At 40.2% G+C, this 25,514-nt stretch carries 15 protein-coding genes and 2 rRNA genes; 4 read left to right on the top strand and 13 right to left on the bottom strand.

Annotation, left to right across the window (positions count from 1 at the left end; translation table 11 throughout):
- Nucleotides 1-166: 166 nt before the first annotated feature.
- Nucleotides 167-709, top strand: a complete 543-nt coding sequence (locus tag WCV66_RS04650; RefSeq protein WP_066328527.1) for a DUF2529 family protein — start codon at nucleotides 167-169, stop codon at nucleotides 707-709.
- A 225-nt stretch (nucleotides 710-934) separates the two neighbouring features.
- Here WCV66_RS04650 and WCV66_RS04645 read toward each other — a convergent pair whose 3' ends face one another.
- The 9 genes from WCV66_RS04645 to WCV66_RS04605 all read right to left on the bottom strand — a co-directional run bounded on the left by WCV66_RS04645 (nucleotide 935) and on the right by WCV66_RS04605 (nucleotide 14,876).
- On the bottom strand, nucleotides 935-2,542 hold the full coding sequence (locus WCV66_RS04645; protein ID WP_066328522.1) for a CTP synthase: 1,608 nt from the start codon (nucleotides 2,540-2,542) through the stop codon (nucleotides 935-937).
- Nucleotides 2,543-2,852: 310 nt separating this feature from the next.
- Nucleotides 2,853-3,404 (bottom strand): DNA-directed RNA polymerase subunit delta, encoded by a 552-nt coding sequence (gene rpoE, locus WCV66_RS04640; RefSeq protein WP_338788052.1) that lies wholly within the window; start codon nucleotides 3,402-3,404, stop codon nucleotides 2,853-2,855.
- A 373-nt stretch (nucleotides 3,405-3,777) separates the two neighbouring features.
- A complete protein-coding gene (gene icmF / locus WCV66_RS04635) occupies nucleotides 3,778-7,038 on the bottom strand; it encodes a fused isobutyryl-CoA mutase/GTPase IcmF (protein WP_338788051.1) in 3,261 nt (1,086 codons plus the stop codon).
- Nucleotides 7,039-7,186: 148 nt separating this feature from the next.
- Nucleotides 7,187-7,810, bottom strand: coding sequence for a TetR/AcrR family transcriptional regulator (locus tag WCV66_RS04630; RefSeq protein ID WP_338788050.1), 624 nt, complete (start codon nucleotides 7,808-7,810; stop codon nucleotides 7,187-7,189).
- 108 nt (nucleotides 7,811-7,918) lie between these two features.
- A complete protein-coding gene (locus tag WCV66_RS04625) occupies nucleotides 7,919-9,058 on the bottom strand; it encodes an acyl-CoA dehydrogenase (protein ID WP_338788049.1) in 1,140 nt (379 codons plus the stop codon).
- A 116-nt stretch (nucleotides 9,059-9,174) separates the two neighbouring features.
- Entirely contained in the window at nucleotides 9,175-10,323 is a 1,149-nt protein-coding gene (locus tag WCV66_RS04620) for an acyl-CoA dehydrogenase (protein WP_185653822.1), read from the bottom strand.
- 163 nt (nucleotides 10,324-10,486) lie between these two features.
- Nucleotides 10,487-11,335, bottom strand: coding sequence for a 3-hydroxybutyryl-CoA dehydrogenase (locus WCV66_RS04615; protein WP_338788048.1), 849 nt, complete (start codon nucleotides 11,333-11,335; stop codon nucleotides 10,487-10,489).
- A gap of 70 nt (nucleotides 11,336-11,405) precedes the next feature.
- On the bottom strand, nucleotides 11,406-12,584 hold the full coding sequence (locus WCV66_RS04610; RefSeq protein ID WP_338788047.1) for an acetyl-CoA C-acetyltransferase: 1,179 nt from the start codon (nucleotides 12,582-12,584) through the stop codon (nucleotides 11,406-11,408).
- 201 nt (nucleotides 12,585-12,785) lie between these two features.
- The gene (locus tag WCV66_RS04605; protein ID WP_338788046.1) at nucleotides 12,786-14,876 is read right to left on the bottom strand and encodes a (Fe-S)-binding protein; all 2,091 of its coding nucleotides are present in this window, start codon (nucleotides 14,874-14,876) and stop codon (nucleotides 12,786-12,788) included.
- Between the two features lie 277 nt (nucleotides 14,877-15,153).
- On the opposite strand from WCV66_RS04605, the gene cls reads away from it, so the two are divergent.
- A complete protein-coding gene (gene cls / locus WCV66_RS04600) occupies nucleotides 15,154-16,356 on the top strand; it encodes a cardiolipin synthase (protein ID WP_338788045.1) in 1,203 nt (400 codons plus the stop codon).
- Between the two features lie 34 nt (nucleotides 16,357-16,390).
- Nucleotides 16,391-17,347 carry a UV DNA damage repair endonuclease UvsE gene (uvsE, locus tag WCV66_RS04595; RefSeq protein ID WP_338788043.1) on the top strand — a complete coding sequence of 319 codons (957 nt, stop codon included), beginning with the start codon at nucleotides 16,391-16,393 and terminating at the stop codon, nucleotides 17,345-17,347.
- A 276-nt stretch (nucleotides 17,348-17,623) separates the two neighbouring features.
- On the opposite strand, the gene argS is transcribed toward uvsE, so the two are convergent.
- Both argS and WCV66_RS04585 read right to left on the bottom strand, forming a co-directional pair.
- Nucleotides 17,624-19,294, bottom strand: coding sequence for an arginine--tRNA ligase (argS, locus tag WCV66_RS04590; protein WP_338788041.1), 1,671 nt, complete (start codon nucleotides 19,292-19,294; stop codon nucleotides 17,624-17,626).
- Nucleotides 19,291-19,722 carry a DUF1934 domain-containing protein gene (locus WCV66_RS04585; RefSeq protein WP_338788039.1) on the bottom strand — a complete coding sequence of 144 codons (432 nt, stop codon included), beginning with the start codon at nucleotides 19,720-19,722 and terminating at the stop codon, nucleotides 19,291-19,293. The genes argS and WCV66_RS04585 overlap by 4 nt, the downstream gene beginning before the upstream one ends.
- Before the next feature lie 313 nt (nucleotides 19,723-20,035).
- Between WCV66_RS04585 and WCV66_RS04580 the strand changes: the two genes are divergently transcribed.
- Entirely contained in the window at nucleotides 20,036-21,709 is a 1,674-nt protein-coding gene (locus WCV66_RS04580; protein WP_338788038.1) for a ribonuclease J, read from the top strand.
- Nucleotides 21,710-22,205: 496 nt separating this feature from the next.
- Here the strand turns inward: WCV66_RS04580 and rrf are convergent.
- Nucleotides 22,206-22,321: ribosomal RNA gene (gene rrf, locus WCV66_RS04575) — 5S ribosomal RNA — on the bottom strand.
- A gap of 109 nt (nucleotides 22,322-22,430) precedes the next feature.
- Nucleotides 22,431-25,361 (bottom strand): 23S ribosomal RNA (locus WCV66_RS04570).
- Nucleotides 25,362-25,514: the final 153 nt, after the last annotated feature.

Below are 25,514 nucleotides of genomic sequence, written 5' to 3'. Positions count from 1 at the left end.
ACAATTTCTGCTTAACATTGTCATATTTTGCTGGATCTAATGACATTTAAGTAATATCTAATCTTCCCCTACAAGTCTCACGGAAAACTGGTTCTCTTTTAGATTTTACTACTTTTCGTTATAATACCTTATACATGTGAAATGTGAAAGGAGATCTTTGCTACTTATGATGAAAATTTTCACGACACAATTAACTGGTCACTTTAATCGAATACTAGACCAAGAAGAAATAAATATAGAAGATAGTGCAAGACTTCTTGCGCAAGCTTTAATCGGAGAAGGAACCCTATATATTTATGGGGTTAACGAGCTTCATGGTATTGTCTTGGAGGCTTTAATGAGTAGTGAGCCCTTTAATCGTGCTGAGGCACTTCTTGATCAAAATGGACAAGTTAAAAAGCTTTCTTCAGAAGATCGAGTGCTTCTTTTTACATATCGATCAACAGATGAAGAAGCAATCTCTATTGCCAAAACTCTTTCAAACCAGGGAGTGCAAACAGTTGGTGTTTCTGCTTTAGTTAAAAATGCTGATCCAGGGTTGGAATCTATTACAGACCTTCATGTAGATGCTAAGCTACGTCAGCCACTAATTCCTGGTGATGACGGGGAAAGATACGGATTCCCTGCGTTAATGACATCGTTATATGTATATTATGCGATCACCTTCACTATTAAAGAGATGTTAAATGAATATGAGGATGAATATTAAGCAATTGGCAATAGCTAGTTGCTTTTTTTATATCTTTATTGCAAAAAGTAAGTTTTTTTTGCAACTTTCATGAGGAATCTTGCAATTTTTAATCAAAATCTTGCAACTTCAGAAAACAATCTTGCAAATTAACATTACACAAAAAAGCTAACTTATCCTTTTAAGATAAGTTAGCTCAATTCCTATACTAAAAAAGCTATTTAACTATTTTTTACCAGTGTATTGTTAATTTTTCCCTGATTCAGATAATGACGCACGAACAAAATCACGGAATAATGGTTGTGGTTTAGTTGGTCTAGATGTGAATTCCGGGTGGAATTGTGATGCCACAAACCATGGATGATCTTTAATTTCAATAATTTCAACAAGGCGTCCATCAGGAGTTGTCCCAGAGAAAACAAAGCCTGCTTCTTCCATTGCTTGACGGTATTCATTGTTAAATTCATAACGATGACGATGACGCTCATACACAACTTCATCTTTGTATGCTTCATAAGCACGTGAGTTCTCGATCAACTTACTTGGAGATAATCCTAGACGCAATGTTCCACCTAAATCTTCAATGTCCTTTTGCTCCGGAAGTAAGTCAATAACAGGGTATTGCGTGTTAGGATCAATTTCAGATGAATTGGCACCTTTTAAGCCTACAACATTACGTGCAAATTCAATTGATGCAACCTGCATACCAAGACAAATTCCTAAGAATGGAACCTTGTTCACACGTGCATATGTTGTAGCAAGGATTTTTCCTTCTACCCCACGGTCACCAAATCCGCCAGGAACTAAAATTCCATCGACATCTTCAAGTTCTTCCTTCACATTGTCTTCATTCAATGTTTCTGCATTAATCCATTTGATCTCAATGTCTGAATCATATTCATAACCCGCATGACGAAGTGCCTCTACAACAGAGATATAAGCGTCTTGTAATTCAACATATTTTCCAACTAGACCAATCTTTGTTGTTTTAGAAAGATTTGTCACACGTTTTACTAGTTCTTTCCACTCAGTCATATCTGCTTCATTACATTGAAGCTTCAAGTGTTTACATACGATAGAATCTAAATGTTGATCTTGTAAAGCCAATGGAATTGAATAAAGTGTTTCTGCATCACGGCACTCGATCACAGCATTTGTATCGATGTCACAGAATAAGGCAATTTTATCCTTCATATCTTGAGAAACCGGCATTTCAGTACGAACAACGATCACGTTTGGTTGAATACCTAAACTACGAAGTTCTTTTACACTATGCTGTGTTGGTTTTGTTTTCATTTCACCTGCTGCTTTGATATATGGAATGAGTGTACAGTGAATGTACATAACATTATCACGGCCGACATCACTCTTAATTTGACGAATTGCTTCTAAAAATGGTAATGATTCGATATCACCAACAGTTCCACCAATTTCAGTAATTACAACGTCTGCACCTGTTTCTTTCCCAGCACGGAAAACACGATCCTTAATTTCGTTCGTGATGTGAGGAATAACTTGAACTGTTCCGCCAAGATAATCGCCACGACGTTCTTTCTTTAATACCGTTGAATATATTCTACCTGTTGTCACATTGTTAAACTTAGTTAGATTAACATCAATAAAACGCTCATAGTGACCTAAATCAAGATCAGTCTCAGCGCCATCACCTGTTACAAAAACCTCACCATGCTGATAGGGACTCATTGTTCCTGGATCCACATTTATGTAAGGATCAAACTTTTGAATTGTCACACTTACACCGCGGTTTTTCAATAATCTACCTAATGAAGCAGCTGTTATTCCTTTTCCTAATGATGATACAACTCCACCTGTTACAAAAATATACTTTGTCATGATTTTCCCCCTAAAGAAGCTATATATGTTATTTTGTACAAAAACTTAAAAATCTTACTAGAAAAGCGAAAAGCGCCTTGCTCAGCCTCATGCAAATTGGCTTATGACCTCAAGGGTCTAGGGTCTAGACACTAGAGCTAAATAAAAAACTAAGCTCAAAATCCTCATTTTCCACATAAAAATAGAAAGCCCCCTTCCAAACAAGTTGAAAGGGAGCTGTAAATGTATAATAAATACAAAACGATTGCTTTTTTAAGAGCCCAAAATAGATTCTACCTAGTTGAAAAAAGAAAGTCAAGACGATTTACGCTTATTTTTCTTCCTCTTCATCATCTAGTTCATCTTCATCATCGTCTTCATCATCATCTAAATCATAATCTTCATCGTCATCATCAATGAGATCATCATCATCATCGTCGTCTAAATCTACATCGTCTATATCATCGAAATCATCATCATCGTCGTCATCGTCAGTCGTGTCATCAAAGTCATCGTAATCTAGATCTTCATCAATAACATCGAAGTCATCCTCAAGATCATCCTCGACACCTTTTTTCGCCTTTTTCTTTTTAGGCTTCGCAACTGGCACAATTTCTTCTTCAATTTGCTCATAAGGATACCAAGTACGTAATCCCCACATGTTTTCTCCTACACAAATAAAACGGCCATCAATATTAATATCTGTATAGAATTGAGCGATTTTATCTTCTACTTGTTTTTTTGTTAACCCAAGAAGCGAAGAAACTTCCTCTACTAATTCACTAAAAATGTACGGTTTTTTACCTTCTACAAAAAGTTCATAGGCAACCTCTACCATTGCCATTTCTTTTATTTGTTCGTCTGTTAATTGCTTTAGACTCAAAGCTCGGCACTCCCTTTCTAGGTAAATCATCTATTTAATACGTAAATATGTATAAATCTAAAGTCAAGTCTGCAAATCATACCATTCATTATAAACAAATTCTAGCAGTTTATGCCACATTTATCACGTAAAAAATATTCAAAAGAACTTTTTGCGCTTTGAATTTAATAGAAGGTCACATAATCTGGCCTCTAACCTCTAAATTCGGGGTGTTCTTGCAACTTTGAAGTGGAATCTTGCAACTTTATGTACTTATTTTGCAACTATAGAAGAGAATTTTGCAAGTTTGGGTAATAATCTTGCAATTTTTTCATTTAAACTACGATTAAAAACTCATGATTAGCAGCCTGCTAATCATGAGCTAGATATATTACTACATATTCCGTCTATACTGTCCGCCAACTTCGTAGAGTGCTTGTGTTATTTGACCAAGACTTGCTACCTTTACTGTTTCCATAAGCTCTGCAAAGATATTACCATTTTCAATTGCGGTTTTCTTTAATCTTAGTAACGCCTCATCGACTTTCTTGGCATTTGCTTGCTGGAAAGCACTTAAATTATTTATTTGGGTTTCTTTCTCCTCTTTTGTTGCACGAGCAAGCTCCATATTATCAACCGATTCCTGTGATGGTGGATTTGGATTAAGGTACGTATTGACGCCAATAATCGGCAGTTCACCAGTGTGTTTTTTCATTTCGTAATGCATTGATTCATCCTGGATTTTCCCCCGCTGATATTGGGTTTCCATGGCGCCAAGTACACCGCCGCGTTCATTGATTCGATCAAATTCCTGAAGAACTGCTTCCTCTACTAAATCCGTTAATTCCTCGATAATAAAAGAGCCTTGCAGCGGATTTTCATTTTTGGTTAAGCCGTGTTCTTTTGTAATAATCATTTGGATCGCCATTGCTCTACGAACAGATTCTTCTGTCGGAGTTGTAATTGCTTCATCGTAAGCATTTGTGTGAAGGGAGTTACAGTTATCATGTAACGCCATTAGAGCCTGTAATGTCGTACGAATATCATTAAAATCAATTTCTTGAGCATGTAAAGAACGCCCTGATGTTTGAACATGATATTTAAGCTTTTGACTTCGTTCATTTGCACCATACTTATCTCTCATAACAGTAGCCCATATTCTTCTTGCGACCCGACCAATTACTGTATATTCTGGATCAAGTCCATTACTAAAGAAGAAGGACAGGTTTGGCGCAAATGAGTTTATATCCATGCCTCTACTTAAATAATATTCCACATACGTAAAGCCATTTGATAGTGTAAACGCTAGCTGAGAAATTGGGTTTGCCCCAGCTTCTGCGATATGATAGCCAGAAATCGAGACAGAATAATAATTTCTCACCTTTTGATCAATGAAATATTGTTGAATATCCCCCATGAGCCTCAATGCGAATTCTGTTGAGAAAATACATGTATTTTGTCCTTGGTCTTCTTTTAAAATATCTGCTTGGACTGTTCCTCTAACAGTTTGTAGGGTTAAGGATTTTACTGCATCATATTCGTGCTCGGTAAGGGAGCGATTATGCTCTACTTCTTTTTTCTCTACTTGCTGTTCAATTGCCGCATTCATAAACATTGCTAAGATGATCGGTGCCGGACCATTTATCGTCATCGACACTGATGTAGAAGGAGCACAAAGGTCAAAGCCGCTATATAGCTTTTTCATATCATCTAATGTACAAATGCTTACTCCACTCTCACCAATTTTCCCATAAATATCTGGGCGATGTGCTGGATCTTCGCCATATAAAGTCACCGAATCAAAAGCTGTACTTAACCGTTTTGCAGTATCATCCTTTGATAAATAATGGAAACGGCGATTTGTTCGTTCCGGCGTTCCTTCACCTGCAAATTGTCGTTTTGGGTCTTCACCTTCGCGTTTAAAAGGGAATACTCCAGCAGTGTAAGGGAAAGAACCTGGTACATTTTCTTTATAAAGCCAGGATAAAATGTCGCCATCATTCTTATATTTAGGTAGTGACACCTTTGGGATGGATAAACCGGATAATGAAACAGTCTTTAATTTAGTAACAATTTCTCTGTCTCGAATAACAGTTGTAAACTCATTTTGAGCATATTTCTCTTTCATTTCTTCCCATTGTTTTAGATGTGTTTTAGATTGTGTCGTTAAATTTTCTTCAAGTCTTGCTTGTAATTCCTGTAAAGAGCGGATCACTTCTTCGTTTCCTTCTTGGCTTGCAAGAGTCTCTACTGTTCCTTTTACTTGAAAGAGCTTTGTTGCTGCATTTGCTTGTTCTTCTGATTGCTTGTGGTAGCTTCTTACTGTTTCACTAATTTCTCGTAAATAATATCTTCTTTCTGGGGGAATAATTACGTTTTGCTTTTCAACATCATCCGCGACTGGCAAGGACGTTTGCCACTTTTTATTTGCCTTTTCATTAATTAACTCCAAAAGTCTAGCAAATAATGTGTTTGTGCCAAGGTCATTGAATTGACTAGCAATTGTTCCAAACACTGGCATAGCATCTAGCGGCTGATCAAATAATTGCCGACTTCGTTGATATTGCTTCTGCACCTGGCGTTTTGCATCCTCAGAGCCTTTGCGCTCAAATTTATTAATGACGATTAAATCTGCATAGTCGATCATATCGATTTTTTCTAGCTGTGATGGTGCACCGAACTCACTTGTCATGACGTAGAGAGATAGATCACAAATTTCCGCTATTTCAGCATCTCCTTGACCAATTCCGCTCGTCTCAACAATAACTAAGCCAAAGCCAGCACCTTTTACAACTGAAATGGCGTCTTGGATCGCTAAGGAAAGCTCGGTTTTTGATTTCCGAGTCGCTAGGCTCCTCATATACACTCTTGGTGAAAAAATCGCATTCATTCGGATTCGATCTCCTAAAAGCGCACCACCCGTTTTTTGCTTAGTCGGATCAACAGAAAGCACAGCAATTTTCAATTCAGGTACTTCATTTAGAAACCTTCTGATTAATTCATCGGTTAATGAGCTTTTTCCAGCTCCTCCTGTACCCGTTATACCGATAACTGGTGCTTTTGATTCGAGTTGATTAACTTGCTTAAAAAGTGATTCAACACCAGCAGATGCTTCATTATGAAGAACCTTTGCTTCTGCATAGGAAATGAACGTTGCAACAGCTTTAGGCTCTCCTATTTTCAGGTTCTCAAGGTCCATGTCACTTTCATTTACAGTTGAAAAATCACATTCCTTTAACATATAATTGATCATTCCTTGCAGACCTAATTCCCTACCATCCTCAGGTGAAAAGATCTTTGCAATCCCATACTCATGTAATTCTCTTATTTCCCGAGGAATGATGACGCCACCGCCGCCACCAAAAAGACGTATATGCCCGGCTCCTCTTTCAGCTAAAAGATCATACATATATTTGAAAAATTCAACATGTCCCCCTTGATACGAGGAAATGGCAATTCCTTGTGCATCCTCTTGAATAGCAGCTGATACAATTTCTTCTACTGATCTGTTATGACCAAGATGAATGACCTCAGCACCACTCCCTTGTAGAATACGACGCATAATATTTATCGAAGCATCATGTCCATCAAATAAGCTTGATGCCGTTACAAAGCGAACTGGGTGCTTCGGTTTGTAGATTTCGATTGTTGCCATCTATATACCCCCCTTTTATTTTCAATTGTGTAAAATTAATTTTTTTAGTTCGGATGAATTGTAGCTCTTGATGTGAAAGGCTAGGATGAAATTTGGTGATATCGGCGAACTTCGATATCTTTTCATGGCATTCTGTGAGAAATGAATACTATTTCTCACCAACGCCTTGTAAAATCACCTTTGTTTGCAGCTCAATATATTGGTCAATCGTATAGTTTTTTTGAATCGTCCATCTTCTAAAAGCCCACATTTGCCCTTGAACGATTATGTTATGGGAGATTAGTTCTGATTCTTGCTCTGTTAGTGTTAATTCACCATTTTTGATGCAGCTTTCAATAATCTTCTTAAACATTGCAGCCATTTCAGCTTCTTTTTTCAATACATATGGAAGTGCATCTTTTGATAAGGACTTTGCTTCTTGGTACATAACAAGAACTTCATCCTGCATGTCATCGACTACTTTAAAATAATTTTTTATCGCTAGCTTTAAGCTTTCGATTGTTCCTTGCTTCATATCAATATCCTGTTCAAGCCGGATGTGTACCTGATCATAGATCGTATCACAAACTAAGTACAACACATCCTCTTTTTGCCGAATGTATTCATATAATGTCCCGATACTAAAACCTGCAGAGCGAGCAATTTCTCTAGTAGTTGTCCGGTGAAACCCCTTTTCTTTAAAAAGGGTTACCGCACCTTTAACCATCTGATCCCGTCGCTTTTCTATTAATCTCTCATCCTTGACAGATGCAAGCACCTCACGCTTTTTCATCTACCTCCCACCAATCTTATAGAGGTAAGTGGCCGGATCCGCTTTACCTCTTTTTATAAAGCTAAAATTGTTCCACAAACTTAATGTTTTCACCCTAGAACACTTTGTTTATTTCGTTAACATACGGGAAATAACCAGGCGTTGGATTTCCTGTGTACCTTCGTAAATTTGCGTAATCTTCGCATCCCTCATATAACGTTCAACGGGATAATCCTTTGTATAACCATAGCCGCCAAATACTTGGACCGCTTCAGTCGTTACTTTCATCGCAGTATCCCCAGAGAATAGCTTTGACATCGCTGATTCTTTGCCATATGGTAGGCCAACGGATTCAAGCCATGCCGCTTGATAGGTTAAGAGCCGTGCCGCTTCGATATTTGTTGCCATATCAGCAAGCTTAAAGCTGATTCCCTGTTGTGCGGCAATTGGTTTTCCGAACTGCTCTCGCTCCTTCGCATAAGCAACAGCTGCATCTAATGCTCCTTGCGCAATTCCAACTGCTTGGGCGGCAATTCCATTTCGACCGCCATCTAATGTCATCATCGCAATTTTAAAGCCTTCTCCTATTTCGCCTAACACATTTTCCTTTGGTACCTTACATTCTTCAAAAATGATTTCTGTTGTTGGTGAAGATCGAATCCCGAGCTTGCTCTCTTTTTTCCCTACAGAGAATCCTTTAAAGTCTTTTTCAATGATAAAGGCTGTTGTTCCTTTATGCTTACTAGAAGGATCTGTTATCGCAAACACGATATAAATATCAGCAATACCACCATTTGTAATGAAAATCTTCGAGCCATTTAAGACATAATGGTCTCCTTCTAATCTAGCATTTGTTCTCATTCCGCCAGCATCAGAACCCGAGCTAGGCTCTGTTAAACCGTACGCACCAATTTTCTCCCCTAAAGCCATTGGTTTTAAGTATTTTTGCTTTTGCTCTTCTGTTCCAAACTTGAATAAAGGAAAGCACGCTAAAGATGTGTGGGCAGATAGTGTCACACCAGTTGAAGCACAGACTCTTGATAGCTCCTCAACAGCAATGACATATGCTAAATAATCACTACCGATGCCGCCATACTCCTCTGGCCACGGAATCCCTAGCAATCCTAAATCAGCCATTTTTCTGAAAATGTCCATATCAAAACGTTCCTGCTCATCACGCTCAGCTGCCGTTGGTTCTACTTCCTTTTTCGCAAAGTCTCTAACCATCTTTCTTAACATTTCGTGTTCATCAGATAAATTAAAATACATGTGATCATCCCCCGAGTCATCATACTTTTCTTTTGGTTCTGTTAAACTTGGTTGTTGATTTCCGCGGGCGGTACGTGAGCCTCCAATCAACAAAGTGCAAGAAACAACAGTGAGCTTTAACTGAACCTTTCTTTTAGTAGGTGCTTACTGATAACAATTCGTTGTATTTCACTCGTACCTTCATAAATTTCACATACCTTTGCATCGCGAAAATATCGTTCTACCGGATAATCCTTTGTATAGCCATAGCCACCGAAGATTTGGACAGCTTCAGTCGCTACCTCCATCGCTGTTTTAGAAGCAAATAGCTTTGCCATTGCTGCCTGTTTTCCACATGGCAGGTTATTTCCCTTTAAGTATGCAGCTTGATAGACTAATAGTTTTGCCGCTTCCACATTTGTCGCCATATCTGCTAGTTTAAAAGCAATACCTTGTTGGCTAGCAATTGGTTTTCCAAATTGATGTCGCTCTTTTGCATATAATGTTGCCTTTTCAAGCGCCGCCTCAGCAATTCCAAGCGACTGTGCTGCGATGCCAATTCTGCCACCGTCAAGGTTTGCCATCGCAATTTTAAACCCTTGACCCTCTTCACCAAGAAGATTTTCTATAGGTACCTGGGCATTCTCAAAGATCAATTGAACGGTTCTAGAGCCATTCAATCCCATTTTGTGTTCGTCTTTCCCAATTATTAATCCTTGAGCATCCTTATCAACAATAAATGCGGAAATCCCAGCGCTTCCAGATCCACTCGAAGTTCTTGCAAAAACAATGTACGTATCGGCTTCACCGCCATTTGTGATAAACATTTTTGAGCCATTTAATAGATAATGATTTCCACTTTTAACTGCACGTGTTTTCATGCTAGCGGCATCTGAGCCAGAGCTTGGTTCCGTTAGGCAAAACGCTGCCAATTTCTCACCCTTTGCTAGCTTCGTCACATAGTTTTTCTTTTGCTTTTCTGATCCGAACGCTAAAATCGGGAGGGTTCCAACTGATGTATGAACAGAAAGAATCACTCCTAGTGCTGCACTTACTTTTGAAATTTCATGGATTGCGATCATATATGAAGTAAAGTCCATGCCAGCGCCCTCGTACTCTTCAGGAATAGGGATTCCCATTAGCCCAAGCTCTCCCATCTTTTTTAGGATTACTCGCGGGAATACTCCTTTTTCCATACTTTCAACAAACGGCTCTATCTCAGACTTTGCAAATTCGCGAACCATCTTCCGCATCATGATTTGTTCTTCTGTAAAATGTAATTTCACTTGATGCCACCCCTTTGGAATAGGTCAAACCTTACTTTTCGAATTCAAAAAGCCGACAAACTAGAAGCAAGCAGGGCACGACAGTTTTCGGACATTTTATCCGCAAAAACCGAGTAACCCGGTGCTATGCTGCTTATCATTTAGTGACTTTTTTGAATAACCTCTAATAGCTATAAAATCCTCTACCTGCCTTCTTCCCTAACCATCCTGCCTTGACGTATTTACGAAGTAATGGGCATGGTCGGTATTTATCATCACCAAAGCCCTCGTGAAGTGTTTCCATAATAAAAAGACATGTATCTAGACCAATAAAGTCGGCCAATGTAAGTGGCCCCATTGGATGATTCATCCCAAGCTTCATGACCTCGTCGACTGCCTCTGGTGAAGCAACCCCTTCATAAACGGTATAAATTGCTTCATTAATCATTGGCATTAAGATTCGATTGGATACAAAGCCTGGAAAATCATTTACTTCAACTGGGACTTTATTTAATTTTTTCGTCAAGTCGTAGATGTTCTGAAATACCTCATCAGCTGTTGCAAGCCCGCGAATAATTTCAACTAGCTTCATGACTGGCACTGGATTCATAAAATGCATACCAATTACTTTTTCTGGGCGCTTTGTTGCCGCAGCAATTTCAGTAATCGGCAATGATGATGTGTTGGTTGCTAAAATGGCATGGTCTGGTGCTAATTGATCAAGCTCATGAAAAAGGGTTGTTTTCACATCCATTTTTTCAATAACTGCTTCAATGGCGATGTCGACAAAACGTGCGTTTGAGATTTCTACAGAGGGTGTAATTCTTTGAAGTGTTTCATCTTTTTCTTGTGGTGTTAGTCGGCCTTTTTCCACTTGCCTTTGCAGCTGTTTTTCAATGGAGTGATAGCCTTTATTTACAAATTCCTCTTTTATATCATGTAAAATGACATCGAAGCCCGCACTTGCACATACCTGGGCAATACCTGAGCCCATTTGCCCAGCCCCGATGACCATTATCTTTTGAATCTCCATATCCATCCCCCTTGGTTTTAAATGGGGGACTGTCCCCACAGAGCAATTGGGGACTGTCCCCATCGCTAGATTACACTTCAATCATAATTGCGTCGCCTTGACCTCCGCCGCTGCAAATCGCCGCAACACCAATTCCTCCGCCTTTGCGCTTTAATTCATGAATAAGGGTAATAATGATTCTTGCCCCACTTGCGCCAATCGGATGTCCTAGCGCTACAGCTCCACCGTTTACATTGACCTTTTCTGGATCAAGATTTGAAATTTGGTTAGCTGCTAATGCTACTGTTGCAAATGCTTCATTAATTTCAAATAAGTCAATATCGCTGACGGTTTTTCCTGTTTTCTTTAAAAGCTCATTAATGACAAGTCCCGGTGTTTTTGGAAAATCCTTCGCTTCTACTGCAACTGCTGTATGTCCAATGATGGTAGCTAGCGGAATATGCCCTTCCTTTTGCGCTTTTTCATCACTCATGAGAACAAGTGCTGCAGCTCCATCATTAATTCCAGGGGCATTACCTGCTGTAATTGTACCGTCATGATCAAAAACAGGGGCAAGACTTGAGAGACGCTCAATTGATGTATCTTTACGTGGTGCTTCATCTTTTTCAACTACAATTGGTTCACCTTTACGCTGTGGAACCGCTACTGGTACAATCTCTTCACTTAGTAAACCAGACTCTTGTGCATGAACGGCACGCTGATGGCTTCTTAGTGCCCATTCATCCTGTTGTTCTCGAGTAAGATTTAATTCTGCTGATGTGCTATTACCGTATGTGCCCATATGAACACCTGTGAAACTACAAGTTAGCCCATCATGGATCATTAAATCCTTTACAGTACCATCACCCATTCTTAGTCCAAAGCGTGCCTTTGGTAAAAGGTATGGTGCATTGCTCATCGATTCCATCCCACCAGCTACGATAACCTCCTCATCCCCGGCTCGGATGATTTGATCTGCTAAAGTGACACTTCTTAATCCTGATGCACAAACTTTATTAATTGTCTCCGTTTTTACATTCCACGGGAGGCCTGCTTGCCGCGCAGCTTGGCGTGACGGGATTTGTCCTTGCCCACCTTGAAGAACATTTCCAAAAATCACTTCATTAACTTGTTCGCCAGCAACATTAGCACGTTTTAGCGCTTCTTTTATAGCGATACCACCAAGCTCAGATGCCGTTAACGTTGAAAGTGATCCACCAAATTTCCCTACCGGTGTTCTTACTCCACTTAAAATCACTGTTTTTGCCATGTTATCTCTCCCCTTTTTGATTATTGGGGACTGTCCCCAAACATTGTATTGTTGATTGTTGGGGACTGTCCCCGAAATCTGTCAAACTTATTATTTAAATTCCCACTCGATATTTCAGTAACCGTTTACAATCCTAGCTTGACTGACCGAACGCTCGCTCAACTTGTACTCATTGTCAAAGAGGGGACTGTCCCCCTCTTCTTAAAGAATTGATTTCTCCAATAGTTCTGCTACGTCATATGTGCTTACTTGCTCTTCTACTTCTTTAGCTTTTGTTCCGTCGCTAAGCATTGTTAAGCAGTATGGGCATCCTGAGCTGATGACAGTTGGGTTTGCAGCTAGGGCTTGCTCTGTTCTTGCTACGTTTATGCGACTTCCTGTGTCTTCCTCCATCCACATCAAGCCACCGCCTGCACCACAGCACATTCCCTTTTCACGATTGCGTTCCATTTCAACGAGTTTTACACCAGGAATCGCTTTTAAAATTGTTCGAGGTGCCTCGTATACTTCATTGTATCTTCCAAGATAACAGGAATCGTGGAAGGTAATGGTTTCATTGACAGGCTGTTGTGGATTCAATCTTCCTTCCTCCACTAATTTTGCAAGTAGTTCTGTATGATGATAGACTTCAGCTTCTAGACCAAAGTCAGGGTACTCATTTTTAAAGATGTTATAGGCATGCGGATCGATGGTGACAATCTTTTTCACATCATTTTTCGCAAATTCATCAATGTTTTTAGTCGCAAGCTCTTGGAATAAAAACTCATTTCCGAGACGACGTGGTGTATCACCAGAGTTCTTTTCCTTATTACCTAGAATGGCAAATGTCACTCCTGCTTTATTTAGAAGCTTTGCGAATGATAAGGCTATTTTTTGGCTGCGATTATCATATGAGCCCATTGAGCCGACCCAGAATAGATATTCAAACTCTTCACCAGCCTTGTTCATTTCTTTTACGGTAGGTACGATAACATCTTCACGAGCCTCACGCCATGTTTCACGCTCTTTGCGGTTTAATCCCCATGGGTTGCCTTGACGTTCAATATTTGTCATTGCACGCTTTCCATCAGCATCCATTTTTCCTTCTGTTAACACAAGATATCTCCGCATATCGATGATTTTATCAACATGCTCATTCATTACTGGGCATTGATCTTCACAGTTCCGACAAGTTGTACAGGCCCAGATTTCTTCTTCTGTGATGACATCACCGATTAAGGATGGATTGTAATCAACAGCTGCTGCTGCAGACTCTTGTGCGCCAGAACCTGCTGCCATCATCGCAATTTGGTTCCCCTTTGTATTGTTAAATGCTACAGCTGGTACCCATGGCTGTTTTTGTGTAACAGCAGCACCGGTAAGGGTTAAATGATCGCGAAGCTTAAGAATTAAGTCCATTGGCGAAAGAATTTTCCCAGTTCCTGTAGCAGGACACATATTTGTACAACGTCCACATTCAACACATGCATACAAATCAATTAATTGTGGCTGAGTAAAGTCTTGAATTTTCCCAACACCAAATGTTTCTTGTGTTTCGTCTTCAAAATCAATTTTTTCAAGTTTGCCAGGATTTGAAACTCTGTTAAAATACACATTTGCTGGTCCTGCAATTAGATGGGCATGCTTTGATTGCGGCACATATACTAGGAATGTTAGTAAGAATAATAAGTGAATCCACCATGCTATGTAGAAGACGACAATTGATCCAGTATCTCCTACAAAGCTAAGTAAAAAGGCTAATGATGAGGCAATTGGTTCTGACCATGTAAGCTCATGTCCATGCCAGATAATCCCCATTCCATTACCAAGAAGGACAGATAACATAAGTCCGCCAATAAAAATTAAGACTAATCCTGATTTAAAGCCACGTTTTAGTCGAACAAGCTTTTCAACATAGCGCCGATGAAACGCCCAAACGACAGCTACTAAAATCATGAACGTAACCATCTCTTGAAAAAAGGTGAAAGCCGGATAGAGCGGTCCAAGTGGTAAATGAGCACCAGGAATCAGCCCTTTTACAATAAAATCAATCGCTCCAAATTGAACAAGGATAAACCCATAGAAAAACATTACGTGGATGATCCCGCTCTTCTTATCCTTTAACAACTTTTTCTGTCCAAAAACATTCACCCATATTTTTTGAAGTCTCTCTTTTACCTCACCATCGAATTCAACTTTTTTCCCTAGCTTAATGTAGGCCATTCTCGTTCGAATTAAGTAGATAAATAAGTGTACTGCGTAAGCGGTTACAATTAAGAATGCAATAAAATTAACCCATAGTAATGCATCCATTCCTTTTCCCCCAATCTCCCAGTTGTTGCAGGCCATTTTTTACTTGGTAATTCTCCCCTTTGGTCATAACGCTTCTAAAATTCTGCATTTACATTATACTACTATGATAATAAATGAATGAGCATTCAGTCAATACTTTTTCATACTGAATGTATAAATGATTGTTCCAAATGTATTCAATTAAAAACAAAATATGCGTCGTGTGGATCAATACATAAAAAATGCACCTCAAGCCAAGACTATTGTAAATATAGCTTGCTACTAGGAGGAATGAAATTTGGCTATCTTCATTACCATATGTTTGATATTAGTGGCACTTATTTGTTGGTTCACAATCGACTATCATCTTGGAAGAAGAGATCATCTTTCCAAATCCAAATATACTCAATATCCTTTGAGGAAAAGTGAGATTAACCTGTTTATCGACGGGGAAAAACTATATGAGGACTTATTTGAGCGAATTAAAAATAGTCAACATAGCATTCATGTTTTATTTTTTATTGTAAAAAATGATGAGGTTAGTAACGAATTTCTTTCATTATTAGGTGAAAAGGCAAATCAAGGAATTGAAGTACGCCTATTACTTGATTATGTAGGATGCTTTAAGCTTAAAAAACACAAAATTAACGAACTAAAGGATAAAGGTGTTAACTTTGCCTATTCACACAAAGTAAAATTCCCTTATTTTTTTTACACACTTCAAGCTAGAAATCATCGTAAAATAACTGTTATTGATGGGAAATTCGCCTATTCAGGAGGATTTAATATTGCAAGAGAGTATATTGGAAAGGATCCTAAATTCGGTTATTGGAGAGATTATCATCTTAAAATTACTGGCACAGGGGTAAACGATTTACAAGAACAATTTTTTAAGGATTGGTATGATGCTACTGAGGAAGATAAACGTAAGGATACTCGTTATTTCCCTAGTCAGCCTGAGGGGACAAAGACACATAAGTTCATTTCAACTTATGGCGAACATTTAAATGACCATTTTATTTCATTCATTAGAGATGCCCAACAGGAAATCATTATTTGCTCCCCCTATTTTATTCCAGGTAAAACAATACTTAATGAACTGTTAGCCGCAATCGCAAGAGGAGTAAACGTAAAAATTATGGTGCCGATGAAAGAGGATCATCCCCTTGTTCAGGAAGCCTCCTACCCTTACTTTGGCAAGCTTTTACTTGCAGGCTGTGAAATTTATCAATTTTACTATGGATTTTATCATTCGAAGTGCATCGTAATCGATGACCATCTTTGTGACATTGGAACAGCTAATTTTGATAAACGAAGCTTATATTTGAACGATGAAATGAATTGTTTAATCTTTGATCAAGAGTTTATCCAAATTGTTAAAAAACAAATCAGTGAAGATTTTCGTCGATCTGAGCTTTTAACCTATGAGGCTTATAAAAAGCGTTCCTATCTAAAACGAGGCAAAGAAGTATTTGCAACGATAATTTCTCACTTTTTATAAAGAGTCTCTTGATTAGTATACAAGGGGGAATTGGATGATTATTCGATTTGGATATGTTTCACATGCACTTTCTCTTTGGGATTGCTCTCCAGCAAAAGCATTAACGTTTACTCGCTGGAAAAAACTTGATGAAAATGAGAGAAAACAGCAGCTTCTTTATGTGACGAGAAAAAATCTTGAGCACACGCTACGAATGATTCATTATAATATTGCTCAAGAAATTTATTTGTACCGCTTTTCATCATCGATTGTGCCGTTAGCAACACATCCTGAGGTGCTTTGGGATTACAGAACTCCTTTTAAGGATTTACTGTCTGAAATTGGACAACTTGTGAAAAAACATAAGCTTCGTACTAGTTTTCATCCAAATCAATTTACCCTGTTTACGAGTGATAAACCACATATCACTGACAATGCAGTTGGTGATATGACATACCATTATGACGTTTTAGAGGCAATGGGACTTGCCAATGAAGCGATTATTAATATCCATGTTGGTGGTGCATATGGAAACAAGCAGGCTGCAACCGAACGTTTTCACACCAATATTAAGAAACTCCCTAATTATATTAAGAAGCGCATGACACTTGAAAACGATGATAAAACCTATACTGCAACCGAAACGTTAGCTATATGTAAAAAAGAGAGAATCCCTTTGCTTTTTGACTATCATCATTTTATGGCTAATAAAGAGGATGATGAGGCTGTTGAAGACTTATTACCTGACATTTTTAAAACATGGTCTTGGATTGGCATCCAGCCCAAAATTCATGTATCCTCACCTAAATCTGAAAAGGAATACAGAAGTCATTCCGACTATGTCGATGCTGAATTTTTGCTGCCTTTAGTGAAGGTGTTGAAGGAAATGAATGTGGATTTAGACTTTATGATTGAAGCAAAGCAAAAGGATAAAGCCGCTCTTAGACTTTGTGAGGATCTTAGCAAGATTAGAGGTGTAAAACGGGTTGGGGGTGCTACGATTCAGTTTTAGATGTATAGAATTTGGTAGTTGCAAGATTATTTGGTTAAGTTGCAAAATTCCTCTTTGGATTTGCAAGATTATTTGGCCAAGTTGCAAAATCACTCTTTAGATTTGCAAGATTAGTCGCTAAGATTGCAAAATCACTCTTCTATCTTGAAAAACTAGTGGCTATTTTGCCAAAATTCATCTTCATACTTGCAAAAATATTGACCAAGATTGCAAAGTCACCATTAAATTTTACATAAAAAAACTCAGATGAGAATTCTCATCTGAGTTTTTACCTAATTACATTTTTTCAGGCGACGAAACGCCAATCAATGTAAGAGCGTTCTGTAATGTTGTTTGTGTTGCTTTCATTAAACCGAGTCTTGCACGACTTTTCTCTGTATTTTCAGGATCTAACACCTTTTCAGCATTGTAAAAGCTGTGTAGTGTTGAAGCTAAATCGTAAATATAATTTGTGATGCGATGTGGGATTCGTTTTTGTGCTGCTTCTGCAACTGCTTGAGGGAACTCACCTAGCTTCTTCAAAAGGTCAAATTCCTTTTCAGATGAAATTTCATCAAGTTTTAAGTTATCGTCAAATGTTAAGCCTTGCTCTTCCCCTTGGCGAAGCATGCTGCAAATACGCGCATGTGCATATTGAGCATAGTAAACAGGGTTTTCATTTGATTTTGAAACAGCAAGATCTAGATCAAAATCCATATGTGTATCAGCACTTCTCATCGCGAAGAAGTAGCGAACTGCGTCAAGACCAACCTCTTCAATTAAATCTCTCATTGTAACTGCTTTACCAGTACGCTTACTCATTTTCATTTTTTCACCGTTTTTATATAGGTGAACAAGTTGAATAATCTCTACTTCAAGTGTTTCCTTGCCATAGCCAAGCGCCTCAATGGCAGCTTTCATACGTGGGATATAGCCATGGTGATCTGCTCCCCATACGTTGATAAGCTTTGTAAATCCGCGGTCAAGCTTGTCCTTGTGGTAAGCAATATCTGGTGTTAAATACGTATAAGAACCGTCATTTTTGATGAGTACACGGTCTTTGTCATCTCCAAATGTTGTTGAGCGGAACCAAGTTGCGCCTTCTTCTTCATAGATATGGCCTTTTTCCTTAAGTGCCGCCAGAGCTTCATCAATTTTCCCATTATGGTAAAGCGATGTTTCTGAATACCAAACATCAAATGCGACACGGAACTCTTCTAGGTCTGCTTTTAGCTTGCCCATTTCATATTTTAAGCCATATTCTCTAAAGAATCCTAAACGTTCCTCACTGTCCTGCTCAGCAAATCTGTCGTCAAATTCTTCAGCAAGCTTTTTCCCAATTCCGATAATATCTGCACCATGATAGCCATCCTCAGGCATTTCAGCGTCCTTACCTAAAGCTTGTAAATAACGCGCTTCAACTGAACGAGCTAGGTTGTTAATTTGATTTCCAGCGTCATTGATGTAATATTCACGTGACACATCATAGCCTGCTTTTGTTAGAACATTACATAAGGAATCGCCAACTGCAGCACCACGAGCATGACCTAGATGAAGGTCACCTGTTGGGTTTGCAGAAACAAATTCAACTTGAACCTTTTCTTTGTTCCCAATATTTGTTTCACCATAGTTAGCCCCTGCTTTTAAAATAGATGGGACTAATTCTGTTAAATAGCTATTGTTCATATAAAAATTAATAAAGCCTGGACCAGCGATTTCAATCTTTTCAATCGACCCTTTTTCTTTATCAAAATTTGCGACAATGTCATCCGCGATCATACGTGGTGCTTTTTTTGCTATACGAGCCAATTGCATCGCCATGTTTGTCGAATAATCCCCATGTGCTTTTTCTTTTGGAATTTCTAAAAGAACGTCAGGTACCTGTGCTTCTTCTGCAAGACCTGCTTTGATCACAGCGGCCTTGATTTCATCCTTTAATCGTTCTTTAACTTGTTCAACGATATTCATTTTTGTTCCTCCTTATATGTCAACATTAGTTTATGTACATGCTTCTCTTTTTCATCTATTTGCAAATCATATAAAATAACGAGCTTACCTTCAAGCTCATGTGTTTCAAATGATAGCGATTTTGTATTTGTTTCTAGTTGAAGCCTGCCAAAAGGTGTAGAGTAGTTTGTTAAGGTTTGCGCATCTTGAATAAAGCGTTGCTTCATTGTTACAGCTCCTGAGCGCATCACAACAACCTCATTTTGCGTTACTTTTACTGTTGTTTTTACAAAGCCAAGCTCATGCTCTTCTTCATATCGTAAATAAATGGTCTTTCCCTTTAGGACATGCTCTCCTGTTGTATGGACCTCAATTATTTCTTTTTCATGATCATGCTCATTGTGGATTTCCGATATAACATGGATTTGAACAGGTGTGCTTTCTGACATGTAGACACTCCCTTTTCATCATTCTTCTATAACTTTACTATTGTAAAGAACCATTTGCAACAACGCAAGAGATAACTTCTTACACACTATAAAAAATATAGGTTTGTCCCTTGCTTTAAGCCACTTTTGTTTCTATTTATTTAAGAATTGATAATGTTAAATTCTCAAATGAACTTCGGTACAGTTTTATGTAAATTCTAATAATAATGATCACTTTACTTCACTTCAATGCCCTTTATACCTTCTTTCCCTAATAATTGATCCCTCAAAGGGAATATTAGCTAATATATATTGAATCTAGGAGGCTATAATCTTGAGCACAAAAGAGAATGTATTATCTATTTTCGCTTTAGGTGGCTTAAATGAAGTTGGAAAGAACATGTATGCAATTGAATATTCCAATTATATTGTGATTATCGACTGTGGTAATAAGTTCCCAGATGAAAGTTTATTAGGAATTGATTTGATTATTCCTGATATTACCTACTTACTAGAAAATAAAGATAAAATAACAGCATTAATCGTTACTCATGGACATGAAGATCATATCGGAGGAATCCCGTTCTTCTTAAAAAAATTAAATGTACCCGTATATGCAACACGTTTCACACTAGGTTTAATTGAATTAAAATTAGAAGAACATAAACTCTTAAGGGATACTGAACTGATTGAAATTGACTCTAGCTCAAATTTAAATTTCGATGACATCAATGTAACTTTTTTCAAAGTAAATCATAGTATTCCTGATTGCTTAGGGGTTGTTTTTAACACACCAGAGGGAAAAATCGTACATACTGGAGACTTCAAGTTCGATTTGACCCCCGCGAATAATGAACATTCGGATATTCATAAAATGGCAGAAATCGGAAGAGATGGCGTCTTCCTTCTACTATCTGAAAGTACCAACTCAGAACGTCCTGGTTTAACCCCATCAGAGCAAATGGTAGGTAAACATGTTGAGGACGCCTTCATGAAAGCAGAACGCAAAGTAATTCTTTCAACGTTCGCTTCTAATATTAATCGCATTCAGCAAGTTGTGGATGCTGCAAAAAAAACAAATCGAAAGATATCGTTACTTGGACGCAGTATGGTAAATGTAGTGGATATTGCAATTGAACGTGGTTATTTAACAGTTCCTGATGGGATGATCATTGAACAACATGAAATCAATGAATTGGCCCCTGAAAAGGTAGCCATCTTATGTACGGGGAGCCAAGGCGAACCTTTAGCAGCCCTTGCCCGATTATCTACTGGAAACTTTCGGGGTGTTGACATTTTACCAGAGGATACGGTTATTTTTGCAGCAGGTCCAATACCAGGGAATGAACGGAATGTCACACGGATCGTAGACAACTTACTCACACTTGGAGCCAAAGTGATTTACGGAACGGGAAGTACATCAGGAATGCATGTATCTGGCCATGGCTATCAAGAAGATTTAAAACTAATGCTTACACTAATGAAGCCAAAATACTTTATACCCATCCACGGTGAGTATAGAATGTTACACCATCATCGATTATTAGCCGAATCTGTTGGAGTAGAACAAGGAAACACATTTATTATGAACAATGGTGATGTTGTAGATATTACAAATTCTATTGCCCGCCAAACTCGCAAAATACCAGCAGGCAATACCTATGTGGATGGAATAGGTGTAGGTGATGTCGGGGACATGGTGTTAAGAGATCGCAAACAACTTTCTGAAGACGGAATGCTCGTGATTGTTTTAACGATGAGTAAAAGGGAAGGAAAGCTAGTTTCTGAACCAGACACCATTTCACGTGGGTTCGTGTTTAATAGAGATTCTGAGGAACTCATAAGAGAAGTTAATCGCCTTATTACAAAAACTGTTAACGATCTACAAAAAGGGAATAAAATTCAGTGGAACGTGATTAAACAAAGCATAAAAAAATCAGTAGGCCAATATTTATTTACTCAAACTAAGAGAAAGCCAATGATCCTTCCTATAATTATTGAAATTTAACAGGATAAATTTTCGTTAAACCGAAGAAACCCTTAGACATATTCTGTAGAACAAATGGCATAAAAAGAGAGCTGGTCAAATGAATATCTAGACTAAAAAAAGAGTCAGCCTTTGCTAACTCTTTTTGATTTGCCTGGCAACGTCCTACTCTCACAGGGGGAAACCCCCAACTACCATCGGCGCTGAAAGCTTAACTTCCGTGTTCGGATATCGGCTTGCGATAAGCGGCGAATCTCTTCGTCAGCTTGTTCATTCAGATCCTCATGTGGCAAGAACGCACATTCCGATCTTCACTCTCTGCGCTTTCTCACTTGCACAGGATGTGCTGACTTCTACGTTGCCACAGGACGTGGCGGTTTTTAGTAGAAGTTCCTTTATATGCTTCTCCCAAGCCTCAGGCTAGTAGGTTAAATTTGTCTTCAGTTTTAAATAATAAACCTTTCGGTTTAAAAAATATTAAAAAAGATCAGTATCTCTACTGATCTTTTTCTCTCTTACCTGGCAACGTCCTACTCTCACAGGGGGAAACCCCCAACTACCATCGGCGCTGAAGAGCTTAACTTCCGTGTTCGGCATGGGAACGGGTGTGGCCTCTTCGCCATCATTACCAGATAATTTATGAAATTGAAGGGTTATTCCTTCAAAACTAGATAACGATTCACAATTCAATTCACTAAGCTTCTCTTGCTTTTACAGGAGCCGTTAGGCTGCTGTATATTTTGTGGTTAAGTCCTCGATCGATTAGTATCTGTCAGCTCCACACGTCACCGCGCTTCCACCTCAGACCTATCAACCTGATCATCTTTCAGGGATCTTACTAGCTTACGCTATGGGAAATCTCATCTTGAGGGGGGCTTCATGCTTAGATGCTTTCAGCACTTATCCCTTCCGCACATAGCTACCCAGCTATGCCTTTGGCAAGACAACTGGTACACCAGCGGTGCGTCCATCCCGGTCCTCTCGTACTAAGGACAGCTCCTCTCAAATTTCCTACGCCCACGACGGATAGGGACCGAACTGTCTCACGACGTTCTGAACCCAGCTCGCGTACCGCTTTAATGGGCGAACAGCCCAACCCTTGGGACCGACTACAGCCCCAGGATGCGATGAGCCGACATCGAGGTGCCAAACCTCCCCGTCGATGTGGACTCTTGGGGGAGATAAGCCTGTTATCCCCGGGGTAGCTTTTATCCGTTGAGCGATGGCCCTTCCATGCGGAACCACCGGATCACTAAGCCCGACTTTCGTCCCTGCTCGACTTGTAGGTCTCGCAGTCAAGCTCCCTTGTGCCTTTACACTCTACGAATGATTTCCAACCATTCTGAGGGAACCTTTGGGCGCCTCCGTTACATTTTAGGAGGCGACCGCCCCAGTCAAACTGCCCACCTGACACTGTCTCCCAGCCCGATAAGGGCTGTGGGTTAGAATTTCAATACAGCCAGGGTAGTATCCCACCGACGCCTCCACCGAAGCTAGCGCTCCGGCTTCTCAGGCTCCTACCTATCCTGTACAAGCTGTACCAAAATTCAATATCAGGCTACAGTAAAGCTCCACGGGGTCTTTCCGTCCTGTCGCGGGTAACCTGCATCTTCACAGGTACTATAATTTCACCGAGTCTCTCGTTGAGACAGTGCCCAGATCGTTACGCCTTTCGTGCGGGTCGGAACTTACCCGACAAGGAATTTCGCTACCTTAGGACCGTTATAGTTACGGCCGCCGTTTACTGGGGCTTCGGTTCAAAGCTTCGCTTACGCTAACCTCTCCCCTTAACCTTCCAGCACCGGGCAGGCGTCAGCCCCTATACTTCGCCTTGCGGCTTCGCAGAGACCTGTGTTTTTGCTAAACAGTCGCCTGGGCCTATTCACTGCGGCTTTTCCGGGCTATTCACCCTAAAAAGCACCCCTTCTCCCGAAGTTACGGGGTCATTTTGCCGAGTTCCTTAACGAGAGTTCTCTCGCTCACCTTAGGATTCTCTCCTCGCCTACCTGTGTCGGTTTGCGGTACGGGCACCTCTCACCTCGCTAGAGGCTTTTCTTGGCAGTGTGGAATCAGGAACTTCGGTACTATAGTTCCCTCGCCATCACAGCTCAGCCTTATATGACAACGGGATTTGCCTCGTTGTCAGCCTAACTGCTTGGACGCGCATATCCAACAGCGCGCTTACCCTATCCTTCTGCGTCCCCCCATTGCTCAAATGGTGAGGAGGTGGTACAGGAATTTCAACCTGTTGTCCATCGCCTACGCCTTTCGGCCTCGGCTTAGGTCCCGACTTACCCTGAGCGGACGAGCCTTCCTCAGGAAACCTTAGGCATTCGGTGGAGGGGATTCTCACCCCTCTTTCGCTACTCATACCGGCATTCTCACTTCTAAGCGCTCCACTAGTCCTTACGGTCTAGCTTCACAGCCCTTAGAACGCTCTCCTACCACTGTTCTAAAAGAACAGTCCACAGCTTCGGTGATACGTTTAGCCCCGGTACATTTTCGGCGCAGAGTCACTCGACCAGTGAGCTATTACGCACTCTTTAAATGGTGGCTGCTTCTAAGCCAACATCCTGGTTGTCTAAGCAACTCCACATCCTTTTCCACTTAACGTATACTTTGGGACCTTAGCTGGTGGTCTGGGCTGTTTCCCTCTTGACTACGGATCTTATCACTCGCAGTCTGACTCCTGAATATAAGTCTTTGGCATTCGGAGTTTGACTGAATTCGGTAACCCGTTGGGGGCCCCTAGTCCAATCAGTGCTCTACCTCCAAGACTCTAAATTCAAGGCTAGCCCTAAAGCTATTTCGGAGAGAACCAGCTATCTCCAGGTTCGATTGGAATTTCTCCGCTACCCACACCTCATCCCCGCACTTTTCAACGTGCGTGGGTTCGGGCCTCCATTCAGTGTTACCTGAACTTCACCCTGGACATGGGTAGATCACCTGGTTTCGGGTCTACGACCACGTACTCTTTCGCCCTATTCAGACTCGCTTTCGCTGCGGCTCCGTCTCATCAACTTAACCTTGCACGGGATCGTAACTCGCCGGTTCATTCTACAAAAGGCACGCCATTACCCATTAACGGGCTTTGACTACTTGTAGGCACACGGTTTCAGGATCTATTTCACTCCCCTTCCGGGGTGCTTTTCACCTTTCCCTCACGGTACTGGTTCACTATCGGTCACTAGGGAGTATTTAGCCTTGGGAGATGGTCCTCCCTGCTTCCGACGGGATTTCTCGTGTCCCGCCGTACTCAGGATCCACTCTGGAGGGAACGAAGTTTCAACTACAGGGTTGTTACCTTCTTTGACGGGCCTTTCCAGACCTCTTCATTTACTTCGTTCCTTTGTAACTCCGTATAGAGTGTCCTACAACCCCAAGAGGCAAGCCTCTTGGTTTGGGCTAATTCCGTTTCGCTCGCCGCTACTCAGGAAATCGCGTTTGCTTTCTCTTCCTCCGGGTACTTAGATGTTTCAGTTCCCCGGGTCTGCCTTTATTACCCTATGTATTCAGGTAAAAATACTACTCCATTACGAGCAGTGGGTTTCCCCATTCGGAAATCTCCGGATCAAAGCTTACTTACAGCTCCCCGAAGCATATCGGTGTTAGTACCGTCCTTCATCGGCTCCTAGTGCCAAGGCATCCACCGTGCGCCCTTAACAACTTAACCTTCTTCGACGAATGATAAGCTTCGAATTTCTTCGTTGACTTCGTGTTCTGCGGTGCTTATGTACACAAAACGCACATTCCGCTCCTCGACCACTCATCGCCTCGAACTTCTCGCTTCTCCTTCGTCTTTAGGATATCAGTACTTACTGAATAT

Source organism: Metabacillus rhizosphaerae, from assembly GCF_037201795.1.
In the GTDB taxonomy this organism is placed as follows: Bacteria; Bacillota; Bacilli; order Bacillales; family Bacillaceae; genus Metabacillus; species Metabacillus rhizosphaerae.
The sequence above is the reverse complement of the archived record's forward strand: the minus strand, read 5'-3'. Positions and strand labels throughout refer to the sequence as shown.

What these genes read in the sequence shown, in the direction of transcription:
- icmF (WP_338788051.1), bottom strand. Translation starts at nt 7,038, where the DNA reads ATGGCAACAATCGAAATCTACAAACCGAAGCACCCAGTTCGCTTTGTA.
- WCV66_RS04610 (WP_338788047.1), bottom strand. Translation starts at nt 12,584, where the DNA reads ATGGCAAAAACAGTGATTTTAAGTGGAGTAAGAACACCGGTAGGGAAA.
- WCV66_RS04630 (WP_338788050.1), bottom strand. Translation starts at nt 7,810, where the DNA reads ATGAAAAAGCGTGAGGTGCTTGCATCTGTCAAGGATGAGAGATTAATA.
- uvsE (WP_338788043.1), top strand. Translation starts at nt 16,391, where the DNA reads ATGATTATTCGATTTGGATATGTTTCACATGCACTTTCTCTTTGGGAT.
- WCV66_RS04625 (WP_338788049.1), bottom strand. Translation starts at nt 9,058, where the DNA reads ATGTATTTTAATTTATCTGATGAACACGAAATGTTAAGAAAGATGGTT.
- WCV66_RS04615 (WP_338788048.1), bottom strand. Translation starts at nt 11,335, where the DNA reads ATGGAGATTCAAAAGATAATGGTCATCGGGGCTGGGCAAATGGGCTCA.
- WCV66_RS04605 (WP_338788046.1), bottom strand. Translation starts at nt 14,876, where the DNA reads ATGGATGCATTACTATGGGTTAATTTTATTGCATTCTTAATTGTAACC.
- WCV66_RS04645 (WP_066328522.1), bottom strand. Translation starts at nt 2,542, where the DNA reads ATGACAAAGTATATTTTTGTAACAGGTGGAGTTGTATCATCATTAGGA.
- WCV66_RS04650 (WP_066328527.1), top strand. Translation starts at nt 167, where the DNA reads ATGATGAAAATTTTCACGACACAATTAACTGGTCACTTTAATCGAATA.
- argS (WP_338788041.1), bottom strand. Translation starts at nt 19,294, where the DNA reads ATGAATATCGTTGAACAAGTTAAAGAACGATTAAAGGATGAAATCAAG.
- WCV66_RS04585 (WP_338788039.1), bottom strand. Translation starts at nt 19,722, where the DNA reads ATGTCAGAAAGCACACCTGTTCAAATCCATGTTATATCGGAAATCCAC.